The sequence below is a fragment of the Streptomyces sp. NBC_00193 genome (assembly GCF_026342735.1).
Lineage (GTDB): Bacteria > Actinomycetota > Actinomycetes > Streptomycetales > Streptomycetaceae > Streptomyces > Streptomyces stoeckheimensis.
The window spans coordinates 3,672,836-3,691,781 of record NZ_JAPEMM010000001.1; the positions used below are offsets into that span (position 1 = coordinate 3,672,836).

The following is an 18,946-nucleotide window of genomic DNA, read 5'->3' on the forward strand; positions in this document are numbered from 1 at the left end:
ATGGCGCCGCGGCGGCGCGTAAGGTCGGCCGGGTGCTCGATACCTCACCCCTGACCGCCGCCGTGGAACGTTTCGCCGACCGGCTGCGGGCGGCGCCGCAGAGCCGGCTCCAGCAGGGCGCCGCCGAGGTGGCGCTGGACCTGGCCCGGGAGCTCTCGCTGAGGGCGCAGCGGCTGGAGGCGGCCGCCGCGGGCGCGGGGGACGCGGCGGGGGCGGCTCCGGCGCGGACGATGCCCGACGCCGGGATCTTCGTCGTCGGCGACCAGCTGGCCGTGGCCGGGCTGGACCTCGCCGAGGCCCTGCGCGCCGCGGTGACGGGCCCCGCGGGTGTCCCGGGTCCGGATCCTGGTCCGGATGCGGCGAAGGCCCCGTCCGAGGTGCTGGACGAGGCCGTTCGACTGGTGGATCAGGCGGAAGCCAGGGCGCTGCGGTGACGCGGATCGATGCGGTGGCTCAGAGCGGTGCGGCTGCTCAGAGCGAGGCGATGACGCGGTCGGCGAGGATGTAGACGTTGCTGTCCGGGTCCTCGGAGTCGCCGCAGGAGAAGGTCAGGGCGTAGGCGCCGGAGATGCCCGAGCCGCCCAGCAGGACCGGTGCGCTGCCCGAGCGCAGGGCGTCGGCGAGCCGCTCGGCGGTCTCCCGGTGGCCCGGGGTCATGCAGAGCGTGGTGCCGTCGGTGAAGACGTACACGTCCAGGGTGCCCAGCGGGCCGGGGCGGACGTCCGCGAGGGCCGTACGGGCCTCCGCGAGCTCCTCCAGGCGGTTGACCGTGCGCTCGTGGTCGGCGCCGGGGTGCGAGGCCTGCACGGGGACGAAATCGGGGTGCGAGGGGTGGCGCCGGCGGGCCGCGGCCAGCTCGGCCGAGTCCTCCGGGTAGCTCTGGTAGTCCTCGGCGTCGTCGCCCGGGAGCGGCTCCAGGCCGACCATGTCCGCCTGCCGGGGCAGGAAGACCGGGCTCTCCTCGCCGAGGCCGGACAGGCCGCCGAGCAGCGAGGGGGCGTCGGCGGCGTCACGGGCCTCCTGGGCGGCCCAGAAGGCGCGCGCCTCGGCGAGCTCGCGCTCGCGCTCCTCGGCCAGGGCCTCGGCGACGGCGGCTCGTATCTCGGCGGCGGGGGACTCCACGGCGCTGCGGGCGTGCGGGACGGTGGCACCACGGGGGTGCGAAACCGTCAGCTCACCGCGCAGTGCGGTGACCTGCTTGCGCAGGCCGTGGACGGCGTGCAGCGCAGCAGCGCCGACGGCCGTGGCAGCGGCCGTGGTCAGCAGTAGGGCAAGAGACATGGCGCTCACTGACTAACTCCTGATTGATTCGATCCCCCGACTTCCTACATCAGCTTGTCCTGCCCTGGGAATGGCTTGCAGTGCATTACGTCATGAATTGGACAGGCCTTTCGTCCCGAGACCCCCGCCCGAACCAGGCCTGACCTGCGCAAACAATGATCCCCCAGGACTAAGGTCACATCCTGGGGGACATTTGGTCACAGAATGGCCGCGAGAGGATTAGATTCGGTGTCAGTACGCCGTACGGGATCAAGCGGATTCCGTACGGCGTCTGGCCTCGGCTCTTGATCCCGACGGCCTCGCTCGGCCCGGACTAGCTGAGGCGCTCGATGATCATGGCCATGCCCTGGCCGCCGCCGACGCACATGGTTTCGAGGCCGAACTGCTTGTCGTGGAACTGCAGGCTGTTGATCAGCGTGCCCGTGATGCGCGCGCCGGTCATCCCGAAGGGGTGACCGATGGCGATGGCCCCGCCGTTGACGTTCAGCTTCTCCAGCGGGATCTCGAGGTCCCGGTAGGAGGGGATCACCTGGGCCGCGAAGGCCTCGTTGATCTCGAACAGGTCGATGTCGCCGACGGTCAGGCCCGCCCGCTTCAGCGCCTGCTTGGAGGCCTCGACCGGGCCCAGGCCCATGATCTCGGGGGAGAGGCCGGTGACGCCGGTGGAGACGATCCGGGCCAGCGGGGTCAGGCCCAGCTCGCGCGCCTTGGTGTCGCTCATGACGACCAGCGCCGCGGCGCCGTCGTTCAGCGGACAGCAGTTGCCGGCGGTGATCAGGCCGTCGGGGCGGAAGACCGGCTTGAGGCCCTGGACGGCCTCCAGGGTGACCCCGGCGCGCGGGCCGTCGTCCTGCGAGACGACCGTGCCGTCCGGGGTGGTGACCGGGGTGATCTCGCGGGCCCAGAAGCCGTTCTTGATGGCTTCCTCGGCCAGGTTCTGCGAGCGCACGCCGAACTCGTCCATGTCGGCGCGGGTCACGCCCTTGAGGCGGGCCAGGTTCTCGGCGGTCTGCCCCATCCCGATGTACGCGTCGGGGGTGCGGCCGTCCTCGCGCGGGTCGTGCCAGGTGGAGCCGGTGGACTCGGCGACCTCCTTGGTCCGGGCCTCGGACTCGGCGAAGAGCGGGTTGTGCGTGCCCGGGATGCCGTCGGAGGAGCCGTTCACGGACCGGGAGACCATCTCCACGCCCGCGGAGATGAAGACGTCGCCCTCGCCCGCCTTGATGGCGTGCAGCGCCATCCGGGAGGTCTGGAGCGAGGAGGCGCAGTAGCGGGTGATCGTGGTGGCGGGCAGGTGGTCCATGCCCATCTGCACCGCGACGATCCGGCCCAGGTTGTGGCCCTGCTCGCCGCCCGGGAGGCCGCAGCCCAGCATCAGGTCGTCGATCTCGCGCGGGTCCAGCCCGGGAACCTTGGCGAGGGCGGCCTGGATGACCGTGGCGGTCAGGTCGTCCGGGCGGACGTCCTTGAGGGATCCCTTGAAGGCGCGACCGATCGGCGAACGGGCGGTGGAAACGATGACGGCTTCGGGCATCGGGGCTCCAAGGGAGGTGGTGTCGTACCGGGACCGCATGCGAAGTTACCGCCCCGTACCGTCGAGGTCACTGCCCTTGCGATGTGACTCCGGTCGCTCTGGGCGCATCCGCCGGGGCGTCCGGCGCGCCGTCCGGCCCGGCTCCTCCAGTCTGCTCCGTTCCGGCCTGCTCCGTGAGGTCCTCGCCCGGCACCCGGCGCCTGCGCCGGTACTTCAGCAGCGCCCACGCGCCGCGGGCCCCGGTCACCTCGGTGCCGGCCTGGCCCGCCGCGGCGGAGGCGGCCTTGGCCAGCGGGAGCATGTCCTCGTTGCGTGAGACGTCCAGCCGGTCCGACTCGGGCCAGACGCCCAGGGCCGCGCACAGGGTCGGCAGTATGGCCATCGCCGCGGTCGCGTACCCCTCCGCCGACGGGTGGTAGGAGTCCGGTCCGAACATCTCGCGGGGGTTCGCCGCGAACTCCGTCCCCATCAGGTCGCCGATCGAGACGGTACGGGCGCCCAGCGCGAGCACCCCGATCGTCTGGGCGGCCGCGAGCTGGCGCGAGACCCGGCGGGCCAGCCACCGCAGCGGCTGGTAGACCGGCTCGATGGTGCCGAGGTCCGGGCAGGTGCCGACCACCACCTCGGAGCCCGCGAGCCGCAGCCGCCGTACGGCCGCGGTCAGCAGCCGCACCGACTGGGTGGGCGGCATCCGGCGGGTCACGTCATTGGCGCCGATCATGATCACGCACACGTCGGGGGGCGGGCCGTCGCCGTCCAGCAGCAGCCCCGTCTGGCGGTCCAGGTCGTCCGACATGGCACCCGAGAGCGCCACGTTGCGCAGCTCGACCGGCCGCTCGGCCACCGCCGCCAGCCCCGAGGCCAGCAGGGCTCCCGGGGTCTGCCGGGCCCGCCGCACCCCCAGCCCGGCGGCCGTGGAATCACCCAGTACGCCGAACCGCAGCGGGCCCGGACTCAGCTCGGGACCGCCGAACTCGCTCCCGTACAGCCCGTCCGCGCGCGGCGGATCCGGCAGTCCGGTGCCGACCGTCCGCTTCGCGAACTGCATCTCCGCGACCACCAGCCCGACCGCGGCGGCTCCGACGAGCCCGAGCCCGCCACCGCCGTACGCCGCTCCCGCCGCGATGCGGCGGGCCGTCCTCGCCCTGGACACCCTTCAAGCCACCTTCTCGGTCCCTTTGGCCGGATCCCTGCGCCGTCCCCTGCAGACCCCGCCGTCCTGTTGACCTTCCTGCCCCGTACGGACGGTCGGTCAATCCCTTTCCGCATAGTCTGGCGGTGCCTCCCGGAGAACCCGTGGAGTCCCCTCCTTGGAGAACATGGTGCAATTCCACGACTCGATGATCAGCCTCGTCGGCAACACCCCGCTGGTGAAGCTCAACCGTGTGACCGAAGGCCTCCAGGCCACCGTCCTTGCCAAGGTCGAGTACTTCAATCCCGGCGGATCCGTGAAGGACCGGATCGCCGTCAGGATGATCGAGGCCGCCGAACAGAGCGGAGCACTCAAGCCCGGCGGCACCATCGTGGAGCCCACGAGCGGCAACACGGGTGTAGGACTCGCCATCGTGGCCCAGCAGAAGGGCTACAAGTGCATCTTCGTCTGCCCCGACAAGGTCTCGGCTGACAAGATCAACGTCATGCGCGCGTACGGCGCCGAGGTCGTGGTCTGCCCGACCGCCGTCGACCCCGAGCACCCGGACTCGTACTACAACGTGTCCGACCGCCTCGTGCGCGAGACCCCGGGCGCCTGGAAGCCCGACCAGTACAGCAACCCGAACAACTCGCGCTCGCACTACGAGACCACCGGCCCCGAGCTCTGGGAGCAGACGGCCGGGAAGATCACCCACTTCGTCGCCGGCGTCGGCACGGGCGGCACGATCTCGGGCACCGGCCGGTACCTCAAGGAAGCCTCCGACGGCCGGGTGAAGATCATCGGCGCGGACCCCGAGGGCTCGGTCTACTCCGGCGGCTCGGGCCGCCCGTACCTCGTCGAGGGTGTCGGCGAGGACTTCTGGCCCACCGCCTACGACCCGAACGTGACCGACGAGATCATCGCGGTGTCCGACAAGGACTCCTTCCAGATGACCCGCCGCCTCGCCAAGGAGGAGGGCCTCCTCGTCGGCGGCTCCTGCGGCATGGCGGTCGTCGCCGCGCTGCGAGCGGCCGAGGGCCTCGGCCCGGACGACGTGGTCGTCGTCCTGCTCCCGGACAGCGGGCGCGGCTACATCAGCAAGATCTTCAACGACGAGTGGATGGCCGGACACGGCTTCCTGGAGGACGCGGGCCCCTCGGCCCGCATCCGGGACGTGCTCGCGGACAAGGCGGGCGGCATCCCCTCCCTGGTCCACATGCACCCCGAGGAGACCGTCGGCGAGGCCATCGAGGTGCTGCGCGAGTACGGCGTCTCGCAGATGCCGATCGTCAAGCCGGGCGCCGGCCACCCCGACGTGATGGCGGCCGAGGTCATCGGCTCCGTGGTCGAGAAGGAGCTGCTGGCGGCGCTGTTCGCCGGTGGCGCCTCGCTCGGCGACCCGCTGGAGAAGCACATGAGCGCGCCGCTGCCGCAGGTCGGCTCCGGCGAGCCCGTCTCCGAGCTGATGGCGGTGCTCGGCGAGGCCGACGCGGCGATCGTGCTGGTCGAGGGCAAGCCGACCGGTGTGGTGAGCCGTCAGGACCTGCTGGCGTTCCTGGCCAAGGGCGCCAAGTAGTCCGAAGCCGCAGCACCCGTACGGCCCGTACGGGTGCGTGCGCGCGGACGACGCGCAAACGGTACGGGCCCGTCACGTGACGGCAGCACCCGCTTAACAAGGCTCCTGCACAGTGGTGGTTGTCGGCAGGGAAGCCCGGGAAACCGGGACCCGGCCGGCACCACGAACGGCGTCGGCGCACCTCCGGAGCGGCTCCCGGACAGCGTTGGACGCCACGGACGCGCGGACGGCCCTGACCCGGCCCGTGTCCTGCGCGGGGACCGCCGTCGTCCCGCCCCCGGGAAACCGGGGTGCGGCGGTCCCCGCGCATAAACATGTGCGCGGGCGCCCGCGGGCCCTTGAAGCCGCCGCCCCTGATGCCCGCCCGTCAGTCCAGCGCGTCGGTACCGCGCTCGCCGTGGTGGCGGCGGAACTTCGCCGCGTGGACGAAGTTGACGCCCAGGATGCCGAGCCAGGCGACGACCAGACCGCTGAGCTGCGCGTGGGCTGCGCCGATCGCGGAGAGCGGGATCGCCAGCACCAGGGTGACGATCGCGAAGCCGAAGCGCTCGCCGAAGTTGCCCTCCGGGGAGCCGGCCGCGCCCGGATGGGTGCCGCGGGCCGCGGTGAGCCGCTCCTCCGCGAGGCGCCGGCGCACCTGCGTGTCGACCTTCTCCACGAACGAGTCCACCAGCGCGGCCTCGTACTCGGTCCCCAGCTCCCGCCGGGCGTCGAGCGTGGCGGAGAGTTCCTTCTTCAGCTCCTGCGACTCCATCCCGTCACCCTAGGAGCCGCCGTCCTTGGCGGCACTGGGGCTAGCCCCCGTATCGCGGGACGGCCCCGCATCGCGCCGCACGAGCCCGCGGACGGGGCGTACGACGACGAGGGCGAGGGCGCAGCCCAGGCTGATCGCGGCGCCCGCCAGCAGGAGCGGGCGGACGCCGACGAGGCTGCTCGCCGGGCCCGAGAGGACCTGGCCGAGCGGGATGGCGAGGATCGAACCGCCCACCTCGTACGCCGTCACGCGGTTGAGCCGGTCCTCGGGGATCTGGGTCTGCACCGTGGTGGACCACTGCACGCCCCAGAACGCCCAGCCCACACCGCTGATCGCGTAGCCGAGCATGAGCAGCGGCAGGGCCGGGACCAGGGCCGCGGCCAGCGGCATCATCGGGAACAGGAACATCGCGAAGCCGCCGCCGAGCAGTGGGCGGACCGGGCGGATCCGGATCGCGACGAGCCCGCCGAGGACGCAGCCGGCACCGAAGGCGCCCTCCGCGTACCCGAAGGCGGCCTTGCCGTGCTCGGCGATGATCGAGGCCGCGCCGAGCGGGGTGAGCGGTCCCCAGACGAAGACCCCGAGCACCCACCAGATCAGGATCACCGCCCACAGCCAGGACCTGGAGCGGAACTCGTCCCAGCCCTCCCGCAGGTTCGTGAGGGTGGACTGCGAGCGGTCGGGTGCGAAGCGGGGGAGCCGCAGCGCGAGCAGGCAGACCCCGCTGATCGCGAAGGTGGCGGCGTCGATCAGGAAGACCCAGGCCGTCGAGGTGGCCGCGACCAGCACGCCGGCGAGCGCCGGCCCGGCCATCGTGGCCATCCCCTGGCTCACCCGCAGCACCCCGTTGGCCTGGGTGGGGTCGGTGGAGACCTGGGGGACGAGGCTGGAGGTGCCCGGCTGGAACATCGCGGTCGCGATGCCGCCGAGGACCGATCCGCCGATGACGAACCACAGGGTGGGGTGGCCGAGCGGACGGTGTGCGTGCTGATCATCTGCGGCAGGGGGTGGAACCAGGTCCGTGAACACCCCGCCGAAGACGACGAGGAGGGCGAAGGCCCTCCATCTACACGTCGGGTATGCACCCGATGTTGCTCGCCTCGTAGCCGAGGGAGATCGTGACTCCTCCCCCTCGTGAACGAGGGGGCTTCTCACTCGGGATCGAGACCCCTCATGACGGCCAAGCCCTGACCGCTGCCAAAGCAGATGTGCAGCGTACTGCACCGCTCCGGTACTCAGCAGGCGAACAATTCAACTGGACGGGGACGGGAGGGATGTTAACCGGATGGATCTCGGCGGCCGGCGCCTGAGGATCAAGGGTGGGCTCCGGGTGGTCAAGCGAATTGGCCGGGGCCGGGGCGCGGCACCGGGAGGTCTCGGATGACGGGATCGGGTTGCCGTCCTGCATAGCCGCATGCAGAGTGCTCGGAGACTGAATATCCCGTCGGTGGCCGCCCGGCCGCCGGGTGGGCGGGACGGAGGGGAACGGGATGAGCGAGAGCCCTGCGGCCCGGCTGCAGAAGCTGTTCGAGGGGCACCGGCTGACGCCGACCCAGCGGCGGATCGCGCACTGCATGGTGCGCGGCGCGGCGGAGGTGCCGTTCCTGTCGAGCGTGGAGCTCGCCGAGCTGGCCGGGGTGAGCCAGCCGTCGGTGACCCGGTTCGCGGTGGCGCTGGGCTTCGACGGCTACCCCGCGCTGCGCCGGCACCTGCGCGAAGTGGCCCCCGCCGAGCGGGCCGCGGGCGGGGAGGAGGACGCGTACAACGAGTACCAGCAGGCCGTACAGGGCGAGATCGAGAACCTGCGGCAGCTCTCGGCGATGCTGGCCGACCCGGCGCCGGTGCAGGAGGCGGGGCGGCTGCTGGCCGGGTCGAGCCCGCTGCCCGTACTGGGGCTGCGCGCGGCCTCCTCGCAGGCGCGCGGGTTCGCGTACTTCGCCGCGAAGGTCCATCCGGACGTCCGGCTGCTCGACGAGGGCGGCTCGATGCTCGCCGACCGGATCGACGCGGCCGCGGGCGCCGGGGCCTCGGCCCTGCTGTGCTTCGCGCTGCCCCGGCATCCGAAGGAGGTCGCCGAGGCGCTGGAGCACGCGCGGGGGGCCGGGCTGACGGTGGTCACGGTCGCCGATTCGGCCTTCGCGCCGGTGGCTCGCCACTCCGACCTGCTGATCCCGGCGCCCGTCGGTACCGGCCTGGCCTTCGACACGGCGTGCGCGCCGATGCTGCTGGGGCGGGTGCTGCTGGAGGCGATGGCGGACGCGCTGCCGGACGCGCAGGCGCGGCTGGAGGCCTTCGACGCGCGGGCCGCGGCGCGGGGGCTGTTCGTGGAGTAGGCGAGCGGGCGAGGGGGCCTGCGGGCGAGCGGGCCTAGCGGTAGTTCAGCTCCGCCAGCTCGGTGGCCAGGCGCTTGTTCAGCGCCGGGACGCGGGCGAGGAGCGGGAGCAGGGTGTTGCGTACGGCGCGCAGGGCGGGGTTGCGGGTGGTGGCGATCCGGGTCATCCGGTCGGTCAGTGCGACCACGCGCAGGGCGACGGGGCGTCGGGTGGCCTCGTAGGCGTCGAGGGCCTCGTCGGTGGCGGTGGCGGGGGTTGCGCTGAGGGCGCGGCCGAGGGCGTGGCCGTCCTGGATGCCGGTGTTCATGCCCTGGCCGCCGGCCGGGCTGTGTACGTGCGCGGCGTCGCCGGCGAGCAGCAGGCGGCCGGAGCGGTAGTGGTCCGCGACCCGGTGGTGGACCCGGAACCGCGAGGACCAGACGACGTCGGTGACGGTGGCCTGGGCGGGGGCGCGGGCGTCCAGCAGGGCCTGGACGAAGGGCAGACCGGGCTCGGCGGGGGCGTCGTCGACGGTGGAGACCACGCGGTAGCGGCCTCCGGGGAGCGGGGCGACCACGGTGAGACCGGCGGCGCCGAAGGTGAGGGAGACCTCGCGGGGGCCCGGGGCCCAGTCCATGGTGACGTCGGCGAGGACGAAGGACTCCTCGTAGGTGCTGCCGGTGAAACCGATCCCGGCGGCCTCGCGGACCGTGCTGTGCATCCCGTCGGCGCCGACGGCGTAGGCGGCGCGCAGGGTTTCGCCGGTGGCGGTGGTGAGGGTGACCCCGGCGGCGTCCTGGGTGACGGTGGTGACCTCGTACGGGCGGTGGACCTCGTGGCCGAGGGCGTGCAGCCGGCCGAGGAGCACGGCCTCTGTCTGGTCCTGGGGAACCATCAGGGCGTACGAGTGGGCCGTGGGCAGGCCGTCGAAGCTGACGGCGGCGAGCGGGCGGGCGCCGTCGCGGATCCGGAACCGGGTGACGGCCGTGCCCCGGCGGACCAGCTCGGCGGAGGTGGCCGGGTCGAGCTCGTCGAGCACCTCCAGGGTGCGGGCGTGGACCACGGCGGCGCGGGAGGTGTTGGCGCCCTCGGCCTGCCGGTCCAGGAGCACGAAGTCGACGCCGGCCCCGGCGAGGGTCAGGGCGAGGGTGAGGCCGGTGGGGCCGGCTCCGACGATGGCGACGCGGGTGGTGGCGGGGAGCGACATCTTGGTTCTCCTCCGGGATGCCAACGGTTGTTGGCCAACGGCTGTTGACCTAAGGGTGCGGCGGCGGTGGTGGTATGTCAACGGTTGTTGGCCTACGGTTGTTGGCATGACGAGAGATGGAGTGGACGGGGTGGACGGGGTGGCCGGGGAGACCGGGGTGGCCGGTGCTGCGGGGGAGACCCGGGGCGGGCAGACCAAAGCGGCGATCCTGCGGGCGGCGCGGGAGCGGTTCGCCGCGCAGGGGTACGAGCGGACGACGATCCGCGGCGTCGCGGCGGACGCGGGGATCGATCCGTCGATGGTGATGCGGTACTTCGGCAGCAAGGAGCGGCTCTTCGACGCGGCGCTCGAGGTGGACCTGCGGCTGCCTGATCTGGCGGGGGTTGCGGAGGGGGAGCTGGCGCGGGTGCTCGTGCGGCACTTCGTGGAGCGGTGGGAGGGGGATCCGGCGGATGATGCGCTGCTCGTGCTGTTGCGCTCCGCGGTGACCAATGAGGCGGCGGCGGCGCGCATGCGGGAGGTTTTCGCGGGGCAGGTTGCGCCGGGGCTGGCGGCTGCGCTCGGGGCGGAGCGGGGGGTGCGGGTGGCGGGCCTGGTCTCCACCCATCTCCTGGGGCTGGCCCTGACCCGCTACCTGCTGCGGCTGCCCCCGATGACGGCGCTCTCGCCGGAGGCGGTGGTCGCATCCCTGACCCCGGCGCTGGAGGCGACCCTCCGCTCCACCCCTTGACGCGCTGCTCCCCCCGGCGGCGCCGGGGGTTCGCCTCAATCGCCGGCGGGGCTGGGGGTGTGGTGGGGTCTGTTGGGCTGCGGGTGGTGGGTCGGTGCCGGGGCCGGGGTGGGGTGTCGGCCTGGACTGCATGATTTAGGCGCCCTGCCCCGAACTTCGACAAGGCCCGACGTGTTCTCGCGCCACAAATCACGCTTTACGTCCCGGCCGACACCCCACCCCGTCCCCGTCCCCGACCCGCGCCGCCGCCCCCAGCCCCACCGGGGGTTGGGGTGCGGGACCCGGGGTCGTTTCAGCTGTCCGGAGGCAGTCGCAGCCTCATCGGCGTTCGAGGCGGCCCGGGCCCATTCAGCCGTCCGGCGTTTGAGGACCGGGTCCGGGCAGAGCCCGGGGAGCACACTCAGCCTCGCCGGCGTTTGAGGCGCGGGTCCGGGCGGAGCTCGGGGAACGGTGGAAGGGCGGGTAGGGGACTTTGCCTCGCGCAGCGGGTTTCCGGGGGCGCAGCTCCCGGGGCGGGCTCCCGGGGATGCTCCCCGGGGGGATGCCCCCGGGCGTAGCCCCAGGGCGGGGCCTTGGGGCGGGCTCCCGGGCGCAGCCCAGGGGTGGGTGCCCCGGGAGCGGGGGTTAGAGGAGGGCGTCCGGGAAGGCCGCGCCCGCTTCTGTGGGGATGGACGGGATGGGTTGGGCCGGGCGGGCCAGGGTGAAGTGGGCCCCCGAGGGGGTCACGGTGTAGCCGTGTACCGCTGGGCGGGGGAGGCTGTTGTAGCCGTAGTGCGCGGTGAAGGCGTACGCCCCGGTGTCGGGGATGCAGACCAGGTCCCCCGGGGTCAGCAGCGGCAGCTCCCGCGCGGCCGCCAGCAGGTCACCCGCGAAGCACGCCGGCCCGGCGATGTCCTGGGCGACTAGGGGGCCGGTCAGCGGAGTCCCCTTCGCGGAGTAGGGGAGGATGCGGAGCGGCCAGGCCGCCGGGGCGTAGACCGTACGGGTCGCCAGCTGGACCCCCGCGTGCGTCAGGGCGATCGCCCGGCCGCCCGTGGTCTTCGTGTACTCCACCCGGGAAAGGACCAGCCCGTGTTTGGCCGTCAGGGACCGGCCGAACTCCGTGACCAGCCCGTAGGCCCCGGAGAAGAGCCCGGGGACGGCCGAGCGCAGCGCGCTCACGTAGTCCGCGTAGGTGGGGGTGGCAGTGTCCGAGGTGAAGTTGACCGGCAGCCCGCCGCCGATGTCCAGGGTGTCGACCTGTCGTCGCCCGGCCGCCGCGTTGATCTCCTCGGCCAGTGCGTACAGCTCCCGCACCCCTTCGGCGATCAGCGGGAGGGGAACGCCCTGGGAGCCCGAGTGGGTGTGCAGCCGGGTGAGCCACGGCCGGTCCAGGTAGGCCCGTACGAGCCACTCGCGCGCGCCCGGATCGCGCAGGGCGATGCCGAACTTCGAGGTGGCCGTGGCGGTGGAGAGGGCGTCGATGCTGCCCGCGCCGGTTTGCGGGTTGATGCGTACGCCGATGGGGGAGGTGGTGGGCGCCGCCGCGACGAGCGCGTCCAGGCGTTCCAGCTCCTGGCGGTTGTCGGCGTTGACCGCGACGCCCAGGGCGAGGGCCTCCCGCAGCTCGGCGCCGGTCTTCGCGGGGGAGTCGAGGACGATGCGCTCCGGCGCGACCCCGGCCGCGCGGGCCAGGGCCAGCTCGCCGGGGCTGGCCACCTCGCAGCCGAGCCCGGCGTCGGCGAGCAGCCGCAGCACCGGGACGAGCGGGGCCGCCTTGACGGCGAAGGCGTGCAGGACGGGGGTGCCGGGGGCGAGGGCCCGGGCGAAGGCGCCGGTCAGGGCGGCGGCGGAGGCGCGGATGCCGGCCGTGTCGAGCAGGCAGAGGAGGGGGGTGTCCTCGTCGATCAGGCCCTGCTCCACGGCGGCCCGTACCGCCAGGTCCCGTCGCCGGGCGGAGCGCTCGGCGGAGGGCCCGGAGCCGTCCTCGGCGGAGCCTCCGGCGGCGTGCGCGTGTGCGTCGACTGCCATGTCCGCCATCCCATCATCCGGCGCGTCCCCCCGCAGCTGTTGACTGAATCTATTCAGGGAGTAAGGATGTGAATAGATAGACCAACAACGGAGGAGGCACCGCCATGTCAGGACCCCGCCCCGTACGGGCCGCACGAGGTACCGAGCTGAGCACCCTGGGATGGCAGCAGGAGGCCGCGCTGCGGATGCTCCAGAACAACCTCGACCCCGAGGTCGCCGAGCACCCCGACAAGCTCGTCGTCTACGGCGGCACCGGCAAGGCCGCCCGCGACTGGCGCTCGTACGACGCGATGGTCCGCACCCTCCAGACCCTCAAGCAGGACGAGACGATGCTCGTCCAGTCCGGCCGCCCGGTCGGCGTGATGCAGACCCACGAGTGGGCCCCGCGCGTGCTCCTCGCGAACTCCAACCTGGTCGGCGACTGGGCGAACTGGGAGGAGTTCCGCCGCCTGGAGAACCTGGGCCTGACCATGTACGGCCAGATGACCGCCGGGTCCTGGATCTACATCGGCACCCAGGGCATCCTGCAGGGCACCTACGAGACCTTCGCCGCCGTCGCCGCGAAGAAGTTCAACGGGACCCTCGCCGGCACCATCACCCTGACCGCCGGCCTCGGCGGCATGGGCGGCGCCCAGCCGCTGGCCGTGACGATGAACGACGGCGTCGCCATCTGCATCGACGTCGACCCGCGCGCCATCGACCGCCGCATCGAGCACCGCTACCTCGACGTCAAGGCGAACGACCTGCGCCACGCGCTGCAGCTCGCCGTCGAGGCCCGCGACGCCCGCAAGCCGCTCTCCATCGGCCTGCTCGGCAACGCCGCCGAGCTGCTCCCGCAGATGCTCGCCGAGGGCGCCCCGATCGACATCGTGACCGACCAGACCTCGGCCCACGACCCGCTCGCGTACCTGCCCGTGGGCGTCGACTTCGACGACATGGCCGCCTACGCCGCCAAGGACCCGGCCGGGTTCACCACCCGCGCCCGCGAGTCCATGGCCACGCACGTCGAGGCCATGGTCGGCTTCATGGACGCGGGCGCCGAGGTCTTCGACTACGGCAACTCCATCCGCGGCGAGGCCCAGCTCGCCGGCTACGACCGCGCCTTCGCCTTCCCCGGCTTCGTCCCCGCCTACATCCGCCCCCTCTTCTGCGAGGGCAAGGGCCCCTTCCGCTGGGCGGCCCTGTCCGGCGAGGCCTCGGACATCCACAAGACCGACAAGGCGATGCTGGAGCTCTTCCCCGAGAACGAGTCCCTGCACCGCTGGATCAAGATGGCCGGCGAGCGCGTCCACTTCCAGGGCCTGCCCGCCCGCATCTGCTGGCTCGGCTACGGCGAGCGCGACAAGGCCGGCGAGCGCTTCAACGAGATGGTCGCCGACGGCACCCTCGCCGCGCCCCTGGTCATCGGCCGCGACCACCTGGACTGCGGCTCGGTGGCCTCCCCGTACCGCGAGACCGAGGCCATGCTCGACGGCTCCGACGCGATCGCCGACTGGCCGCTGCTCAACGCCATGGTCAACGTGGCCTCCGGCGCCTCCTGGGTCTCCATCCACCACGGCGGCGGCGTCGGCATGGGCCGCTCCATCCACGCGGGCCAGGTCACGGTCGCCGACGGCACGAAGCTCGCGGGCGAGAAGATCCGCCGCGTCCTGACCAACGACCCCGGCATGGGCGTCATCCGCCACGTCGACGCCGGCTACGACATCGCCGAGACGGTCGCCGACGAGCGCGGCGTCCGCATCCCGATGCGCGAGGGCGACGACGCGTGAGCGAGGACGCCACCGCCGGAGCCTCGTTCCACGCCATGTGGGCCGAGCTCCGGCCCATCGGCCGCAACGCCGACTCCGGCGGGTACCGGCGCTACGCCTGGACCGGCGCCGACGCCGACTGCCGGACCTGGTTCCAGGCGGAAGCCGAAAAGCGCGGGCTCGCCTACGAGACCGACCGCAACGGCAACCAGTGGGCCTGGCTCGGCGACCCCGAAGCCGGTGACGCCGTCGTCACCGGCTCCCACCTGGACTCCGTCCCCGACGGCGGGGCCTTCGACGGCCCCCTCGGGGTGGTGTCCTCCTTCGCGGCCCTGGACGAACTCCGCAGGAGGGGAGCGGAGTTCTCCAGGCCCCTGGCCATCACCAACTTCGGCGACGAGGAAGGGGCCCGCTTCGGCCTCGCCTGCGTCGGCTCCCGGCTCAGCGCCGGGCAGCTGACCAAGGAGAAGGCGTACGAGCTCCGCGACGCGGACGGGATCTCCCTCCCGCAGGCCATGGAGGCGGCCGGCTACGACCCCGGGACCATCGGCGCCGACCCCGAACGCCTCGCCCGCATCGGCGCCTTCGTCGAACTGCACGTGGAACAGGGCCGCGCCCTCGACCTCTCCGGGGACCGGGTCGGCATCGCCTCCGCGATCTGGCCGCACGGCCGCTGGCGCTTCGACTTCCGCGGCGAGGCCAACCACGCCGGCACCACCCGGCTGGCCGACCGCCGCGACCCGATGCTCACGTACGCGCAGACCGTGCTCGCGGCCCGCGCCGAGGCGGCCCTCGCCGGGGCCGTGGCCACCTTCGGGAAGATCGCCGTCGAGCCCAACGGGGTCAACGCCATCCCCTCCCTCGTACGCGGCTGGCTCGACTCCCGCGCCGCCGACCAGGCCACCCTCGACACGGTCGTGACCGCGATCGAGAAGGCCGCCCGCGAGCGCGCGGACGCGGAGGGGATCGACCTGGACGTGGTCCGGGAGTCCTTCACCCCGGTCGTCGAGTTCGAGCACGCCCTGCGCGAGGAGATGAACCGGATCCTCGGCGGGTCCGTCCCCGTGCTCGGCACGGGTGCGGGACACGACGCCGGGATCCTCTCGGCGGCCGTCCCGACCGCCATGCTGTTCGTGCGCAACCCCACCGGGGTCTCGCACTCCCCGCGGGAGTTCGCCGCCGAGGACGACTGCGTGGCGGGCGTCCTCGCCCTCGCCGACGTACTGGAAGGCCTGGCATGCGGTTCAAGGGGCACGTGTTGAAGACGTACTGGCTGGAGCACGCCTGGCTCGGCACCCATGTCGAGCCGGGCGTCGCCCTGGACGTAGCGGACGACGGGCGGATCTCCGCCCTGCGTACCGGGGCCGAGACCCCGCCCCCGGGAGCGGAGGTCCTGCGCGGCCTCACGGTCCCGGGCCTGGCCAACGCGCACAGCCACGCCTTCCACCGGGCCCTGCGCTCGACGGTGCAGGTCGGCTCGGGCACCTTCTGGACCTGGCGCGACTTCATGTACAAGGTCGCCCAGAACCTCACGCCCGACAGCTACTTCGCGCTCGCCCGCGCCGTCTACGCCGAGATGGCGCTGGCCGGCATCACCGCGGTGGGCGAGTTCCACTACGTCCACCACGCCCCCGGCGGAGTCCCGTACGCCGACCCCAACGCCATGGGCGAGGCCCTGATCGAGGCCGCCGCCGAGGCGGGCATCCGCATCACCCTCCTCGACACGGCGTACCTGTCGGCGGGCTTCGGGGAAGCACCCAACCCCCACCAGCTGCGCTTCTCCGACGGCACCGCGGACGCCTGGGCGGAGCGGGCCTCGGCCCTCAAGCCCCGCGAACACGCCCTGATCGGCGCCGCGATCCACTCGGTCCGCGCGGTACCGGCGGGGCAGCTCGCCACGGTCGCCGCCTGGGCGTCCGAACGCCGGGCGCCGCTGCACGTCCACCTCTCGGAGCAGACCGCCGAGAACGACGCCTGCCTTGCGGCCCACGGCCGCACCCCGACCCAACTGCTCGCCGAGCACGGGGTGCTCGGCCCGCGCACCACCGGGGTGCACAACACGCACCTCACCGACGCGGACATCGCGCTCCTGGGCTCCACCACCACCGGCACCTGCATGTGCCCCACCACCGAACGCGACCTCGCCGACGGCATCGGCCCGGCCGTACGCCTCCAGCGCGCGGGCAGTCCGCTCTCGCTGGGCAGCGACAGCCACGCGGTGATCGACCTGCTCGAAGAGGCGCGGGCGATGGAACTGAACGAGCGGCTGAGCAGCCGTACGCGGGGGCACTGGACGGCGAACGCCCTGCTCACCGCCGCCACGCAGGACGGGCACGCCGCCCTCGGCTGGTCGGAGGCGGGCCGCCTGGAGGCGGGCGCGCTCGCGGACTTCACCACGATCGCGCTCGACTCCGTCCGCACGGCCGGAGCCCTGCCCCGGCTCGGCGCGGAGACGGCCGTCTTCGCCGCCTCGGCGGCGGACGTCCGCCACACGGTCGTGGCCGGCCGCCACATCGTCCGCGACGGTTCGCACACCCTGATCGGGGACGTCCCGTCCGCCCTCGCCACCACCATCGCCGCCCTCCGCGGCTGACAACTCCGCCTGCGGCGGGCCCCGACCCCGAGGACGGCACCTCATGAGCACCACAGCCATCACCAACATCGGCAGCCTCGTCACCAACGACCCCGCCCTGGGCGACGGCACCCCCCTCGGCTTGATCCAGGACGCGGCCGTGGTCATCGACGGCGACCGCGTCGCCTGGGTCGGCCCCGCCGACAAGGCCCCCGCCGCGGACGCTGTGCACGACGCCGAGGGCCGCGCCGCGATCCCCGGCTTCGTCGACTCCCACTCCCATCTCGTCTTCGCGGGCGACCGCACCGCCGAGTTCAACGCCCGCATGTCCGGCCACAGCTACTCCGCCGGAGGCATCCGCACCACCGTCGCCGCCACCCGCGCCGCCTCCGACGCCGCGCTCGAAGCGAACCTGGTGCGCCACCTGCACGAGGCCCGCCGCCAGGGCACCACCACCTTCGAGACCAAGTCCGGCTACGGCCTCACGGTCCAGGACGAGGCGCGAGCCCTCCGCATCGCCGCCGCGCACACCGAGGAGGTCACCTACCTCGGCGCGCACATCGTCTCCCCGGACTACGCCGACGACCCGGCCGGCTATGTGGACCTCGTCACCGGCGAGATGCTGACCGCCTGCGCCCCGTACGCCCGCTGGGTGGACGTGTTCTGCGAGAAGGGCGCCTTCGACGGCGACCAGGCCCGGGCGATCCTCACCGCCGGAGCCGCCGCCGGGCTGATCCCGCGCGTCCACGCCAACCAGCTCTCTTACGGCCCCGGCGTCCAGCTCGCAGTGGAGCTGGAAGCCGCTTCCGCCGACCACTGCACCCACCTCACCGACGCCGACGTGGACGCCCTCGCCCAAGCGGCCGGCACGACCGTCGCCACGCTGCTGCCCGGTGCGGAGTTCTCCACCCGCGCGCAGTGGCCCGACGCCCGCCGGCTGCTGGACGCGGGGGTCACCGTGGCGCTGTCGACCGACTGCAACCCGGGCTCGTCCTACACGAGTTCGATGCCGTTCTGCATCGCCCTCGCCGTCCGCGACATGGGGATGACCCCGGACGAGGCCCTGTGGGCCGCCACCGCAGGCGGCGCCCGCGCCCTGCGCCGCACCGACATCGGTGTCCTGACTCCCGGCGCCCGCGCGGACCTGGCCCTGCTCGACGCCCCCAGCCACGTCCACCTCGCCTACCGGCCGGGCGTTCCGCTGGTCTCGGCCGTCTGGCAGAAGGGCCTCAAGACGGCCTGAAACGGCCGGAAACGGCCTGTCGGCGGCCTGTGGACAGGCTGTTGATACAGCGCTGTCCTTTGTCTTCCCTCCGTAGGGCCCCGGGGCTACCTTGAGCCACCAATCTGATGTGCCGTCAGTAACTTGTGGCCCAAGGTTCGAGGGGAAGACGAAGGTGTCCGACCGGAAACGCTCCACCGCGCTCGCGCTGGCCTCCGCGCTGGCGGGGGCGGCGGTACTGCTGGCCGCCCCTGCAGCCCATGCGGCCGTTGTCGACGTCCAGTACGACTGCAAGACCCCCATCGGGGACAAATCGGCGGTCTCGCCGATCGAGATCAAGGGAGTCAAGGAGGGCAACGGGTACAAGCTGACGATGTCCTTCCAGAAGGGCGTCTCCTCCAGCCCCATCGAGCTCGGCAAGGGCGCGATGACGCCCAGTGCCGTGATCATGGTCGACGGCGCGGAGAAGGTGTCGGTACCGGTCTCCGGTCCGCCCAACTCCGAGGCCGTTCCGGCCAACACCCCCATCAAGATCAGCGACCTCTCGGGCACGTACACGCCCAAGAAGTCCGGCAAGGTCACCTTCACCGCCGGCGTGCTCACGATCAAGGCGATGGGTACGACCACCACCTGCACCGCGGGCAACAGCCCCAAGCCGTCCCTCGAACTCGACGTGACGGCCCCCGGCGGCGGCAGCGCGACCGGCTCCACCGGATCGACCGGCTCCACCGGGGACAGCCTCCCGCAGACCGGTCCCGAGGACTCCGCCATCGCCCTCGGAACCCTCGGCGCCACCGTGATCCTCTCCGGCGCGGCCGGCGTGCTCTGGCTGACCCGCCGCGGCCAGCGGGCCCGGTCCTGAACGGAG

The 18,946-nt window shown here is 73.0% G+C and carries 16 protein-coding genes; 9 read left to right on the forward strand and 7 right to left on the reverse strand.

All coding sequences use genetic code 11. The annotated features are described in order from the left end of the window. The first annotated feature begins 32 nt into the window (after positions 1 to 32). On the forward strand, positions 33 to 434 hold the full coding sequence (locus OG898_RS16330) for a hypothetical protein (RefSeq protein ID WP_266957632.1): 402 nt from the start codon (positions 33 to 35) through the stop codon (positions 432 to 434). Positions 435 to 471: 37 nt separating this feature from the next. Here the strand turns inward: OG898_RS16330 and OG898_RS16335 are convergent, their stop codons facing one another. The 3 genes from OG898_RS16335 to OG898_RS16345 form a co-directional block, all read right to left on the reverse strand. Then, a complete protein-coding gene (locus OG898_RS16335) occupies positions 472 to 1,281 on the reverse strand; it encodes a hypothetical protein (RefSeq protein WP_250736951.1) in 810 nt (269 codons plus the stop codon). Positions 1,282 to 1,594: 313 nt separating this feature from the next. Beyond that, complete coding sequence (locus OG898_RS16340) at positions 1,595 to 2,815, reverse strand: acetyl-CoA C-acetyltransferase (protein WP_254387615.1); 1,221 nt, start codon at positions 2,813 to 2,815, stop codon at positions 1,595 to 1,597. A 67-nt stretch (positions 2,816 to 2,882) separates the two neighbouring features. Then, positions 2,883 to 3,968 carry an SGNH/GDSL hydrolase family protein gene (locus tag OG898_RS16345; protein WP_266957637.1) on the reverse strand — a complete coding sequence of 362 codons (1,086 nt, stop codon included), beginning with the start codon at positions 3,966 to 3,968 and terminating at the stop codon, positions 2,883 to 2,885. 169 nt (positions 3,969 to 4,137) lie between these two features. On the opposite strand from OG898_RS16345, the gene OG898_RS16350 reads away from it, so the two are divergent. Then, the gene (locus tag OG898_RS16350; RefSeq protein ID WP_250737764.1) at positions 4,138 to 5,523 is read left to right on the forward strand and encodes a cystathionine beta-synthase; all 1,386 of its coding nucleotides are present in this window, start codon (positions 4,138 to 4,140) and stop codon (positions 5,521 to 5,523) included. Between the two features lie 367 nt (positions 5,524 to 5,890). Here OG898_RS16350 and OG898_RS16355 read toward each other — a convergent pair whose 3' ends face one another. Both OG898_RS16355 and OG898_RS16360 read right to left on the reverse strand, forming a co-directional pair. Beyond that, positions 5,891 to 6,277 carry a hypothetical protein gene (locus OG898_RS16355; protein WP_250736945.1) on the reverse strand — a complete coding sequence of 129 codons (387 nt, stop codon included), beginning with the start codon at positions 6,275 to 6,277 and terminating at the stop codon, positions 5,891 to 5,893. A gap of 9 nt (positions 6,278 to 6,286) precedes the next feature. Beyond that, positions 6,287 to 7,306 (reverse strand): MFS transporter, encoded by a 1,020-nt coding sequence (locus OG898_RS16360; protein ID WP_266957640.1) that lies wholly within the window; start codon positions 7,304 to 7,306, stop codon positions 6,287 to 6,289. 461 nt (positions 7,307 to 7,767) lie between these two features. Between OG898_RS16360 and OG898_RS16365 the strand changes: the two genes are divergently transcribed. Then, positions 7,768 to 8,610: a MurR/RpiR family transcriptional regulator gene (locus OG898_RS16365; protein ID WP_250736891.1), complete on the forward strand. Its 843-nt coding sequence runs from the start codon at positions 7,768 to 7,770 to the stop codon at positions 8,608 to 8,610. A gap of 34 nt (positions 8,611 to 8,644) precedes the next feature. Here the strand turns inward: OG898_RS16365 and OG898_RS16370 are convergent, their stop codons facing one another. Then, entirely contained in the window at positions 8,645 to 9,796 is a 1,152-nt protein-coding gene (locus tag OG898_RS16370; protein WP_266957644.1) for an NAD(P)/FAD-dependent oxidoreductase, read from the reverse strand. A 106-nt stretch (positions 9,797 to 9,902) separates the two neighbouring features. On the opposite strand from OG898_RS16370, the gene OG898_RS16375 reads away from it, so the two are divergent. Beyond that, positions 9,903 to 10,526 carry a TetR/AcrR family transcriptional regulator gene (locus OG898_RS16375; RefSeq protein ID WP_266957646.1) on the forward strand — a complete coding sequence of 208 codons (624 nt, stop codon included), beginning with the start codon at positions 9,903 to 9,905 and terminating at the stop codon, positions 10,524 to 10,526. 624 nt (positions 10,527 to 11,150) lie between these two features. Here OG898_RS16375 and OG898_RS16380 read toward each other — a convergent pair. Further along, positions 11,151 to 12,536, reverse strand: coding sequence for a diaminopimelate decarboxylase (locus tag OG898_RS16380; RefSeq protein ID WP_266957648.1), 1,386 nt, complete (start codon positions 12,534 to 12,536; stop codon positions 11,151 to 11,153). Positions 12,537 to 12,640: 104 nt separating this feature from the next. Between OG898_RS16380 and hutU the strand changes: the two genes are divergently transcribed. The 5 genes from hutU (at position 12,641) to OG898_RS16405 (ending at position 18,940) form a co-directional block, all read left to right on the forward strand. After that, the gene (gene hutU / locus OG898_RS16385; RefSeq protein WP_250736869.1) at positions 12,641 to 14,305 is read left to right on the forward strand and encodes a urocanate hydratase; all 1,665 of its coding nucleotides are present in this window, start codon (positions 12,641 to 12,643) and stop codon (positions 14,303 to 14,305) included. A gap of 35 nt (positions 14,306 to 14,340) precedes the next feature. Further along, the gene (locus OG898_RS16390; protein ID WP_250737762.1) at positions 14,341 to 15,546 is read left to right on the forward strand and encodes an allantoate amidohydrolase; all 1,206 of its coding nucleotides are present in this window, start codon (positions 14,341 to 14,343) and stop codon (positions 15,544 to 15,546) included. Next, positions 15,522 to 16,877 (forward strand): formimidoylglutamate deiminase, encoded by a 1,356-nt coding sequence (locus OG898_RS16395; protein ID WP_266957650.1) that lies wholly within the window; start codon positions 15,522 to 15,524, stop codon positions 16,875 to 16,877. The genes OG898_RS16390 and OG898_RS16395 overlap by 25 nt, the downstream gene beginning before the upstream one ends. Positions 16,878 to 16,920: 43 nt before the next feature. After that, complete coding sequence (gene hutI, locus OG898_RS16400; RefSeq protein WP_266957651.1) at positions 16,921 to 18,099, forward strand: imidazolonepropionase; 1,179 nt, start codon at positions 16,921 to 16,923, stop codon at positions 18,097 to 18,099. Positions 18,100 to 18,253: 154 nt separating this feature from the next. Then, on the forward strand, positions 18,254 to 18,940 hold the full coding sequence (locus OG898_RS16405) for an LPXTG cell wall anchor domain-containing protein (protein WP_266957652.1): 687 nt from the start codon (positions 18,254 to 18,256) through the stop codon (positions 18,938 to 18,940). The last annotated feature ends 6 nt before the right edge of the window (positions 18,941 to 18,946 follow it).

Excerpts from the sequence above, each read along its gene's own strand:
- OG898_RS16365 (WP_250736891.1), top strand. The coding sequence starts at position 7,768 with ATGAGCGAGAGCCCTGCGGCCCGGCTGCAGAAGCTGTTCGAGGGGCAC.
- OG898_RS16395 (WP_266957650.1), top strand. The coding sequence starts at position 15,522 with ATGCGGTTCAAGGGGCACGTGTTGAAGACGTACTGGCTGGAGCACGCC.
- OG898_RS16375 (WP_266957646.1), top strand. The coding sequence starts at position 9,903 with ATGACGAGAGATGGAGTGGACGGGGTGGACGGGGTGGCCGGGGAGACC.
- OG898_RS16340 (WP_254387615.1), bottom strand. The coding sequence starts at position 2,815 with ATGCCCGAAGCCGTCATCGTTTCCACCGCCCGTTCGCCGATCGGTCGC.
- OG898_RS16355 (WP_250736945.1), bottom strand. The coding sequence starts at position 6,277 with ATGGAGTCGCAGGAGCTGAAGAAGGAACTCTCCGCCACGCTCGACGCC.
- hutI (WP_266957651.1), top strand. The coding sequence starts at position 16,921 with ATGAGCACCACAGCCATCACCAACATCGGCAGCCTCGTCACCAACGAC.
- OG898_RS16335 (WP_250736951.1), bottom strand. The coding sequence starts at position 1,281 with ATGTCTCTTGCCCTACTGCTGACCACGGCCGCTGCCACGGCCGTCGGC.
- OG898_RS16390 (WP_250737762.1), top strand. The coding sequence starts at position 14,341 with ATGTGGGCCGAGCTCCGGCCCATCGGCCGCAACGCCGACTCCGGCGGG.
- hutU (WP_250736869.1), top strand. The coding sequence starts at position 12,641 with ATGTCAGGACCCCGCCCCGTACGGGCCGCACGAGGTACCGAGCTGAGC.
- OG898_RS16370 (WP_266957644.1), bottom strand. The coding sequence starts at position 9,796 with ATGTCGCTCCCCGCCACCACCCGCGTCGCCATCGTCGGAGCCGGCCCC.
- OG898_RS16380 (WP_266957648.1), bottom strand. The coding sequence starts at position 12,536 with ATGGCAGTCGACGCACACGCGCACGCCGCCGGAGGCTCCGCCGAGGAC.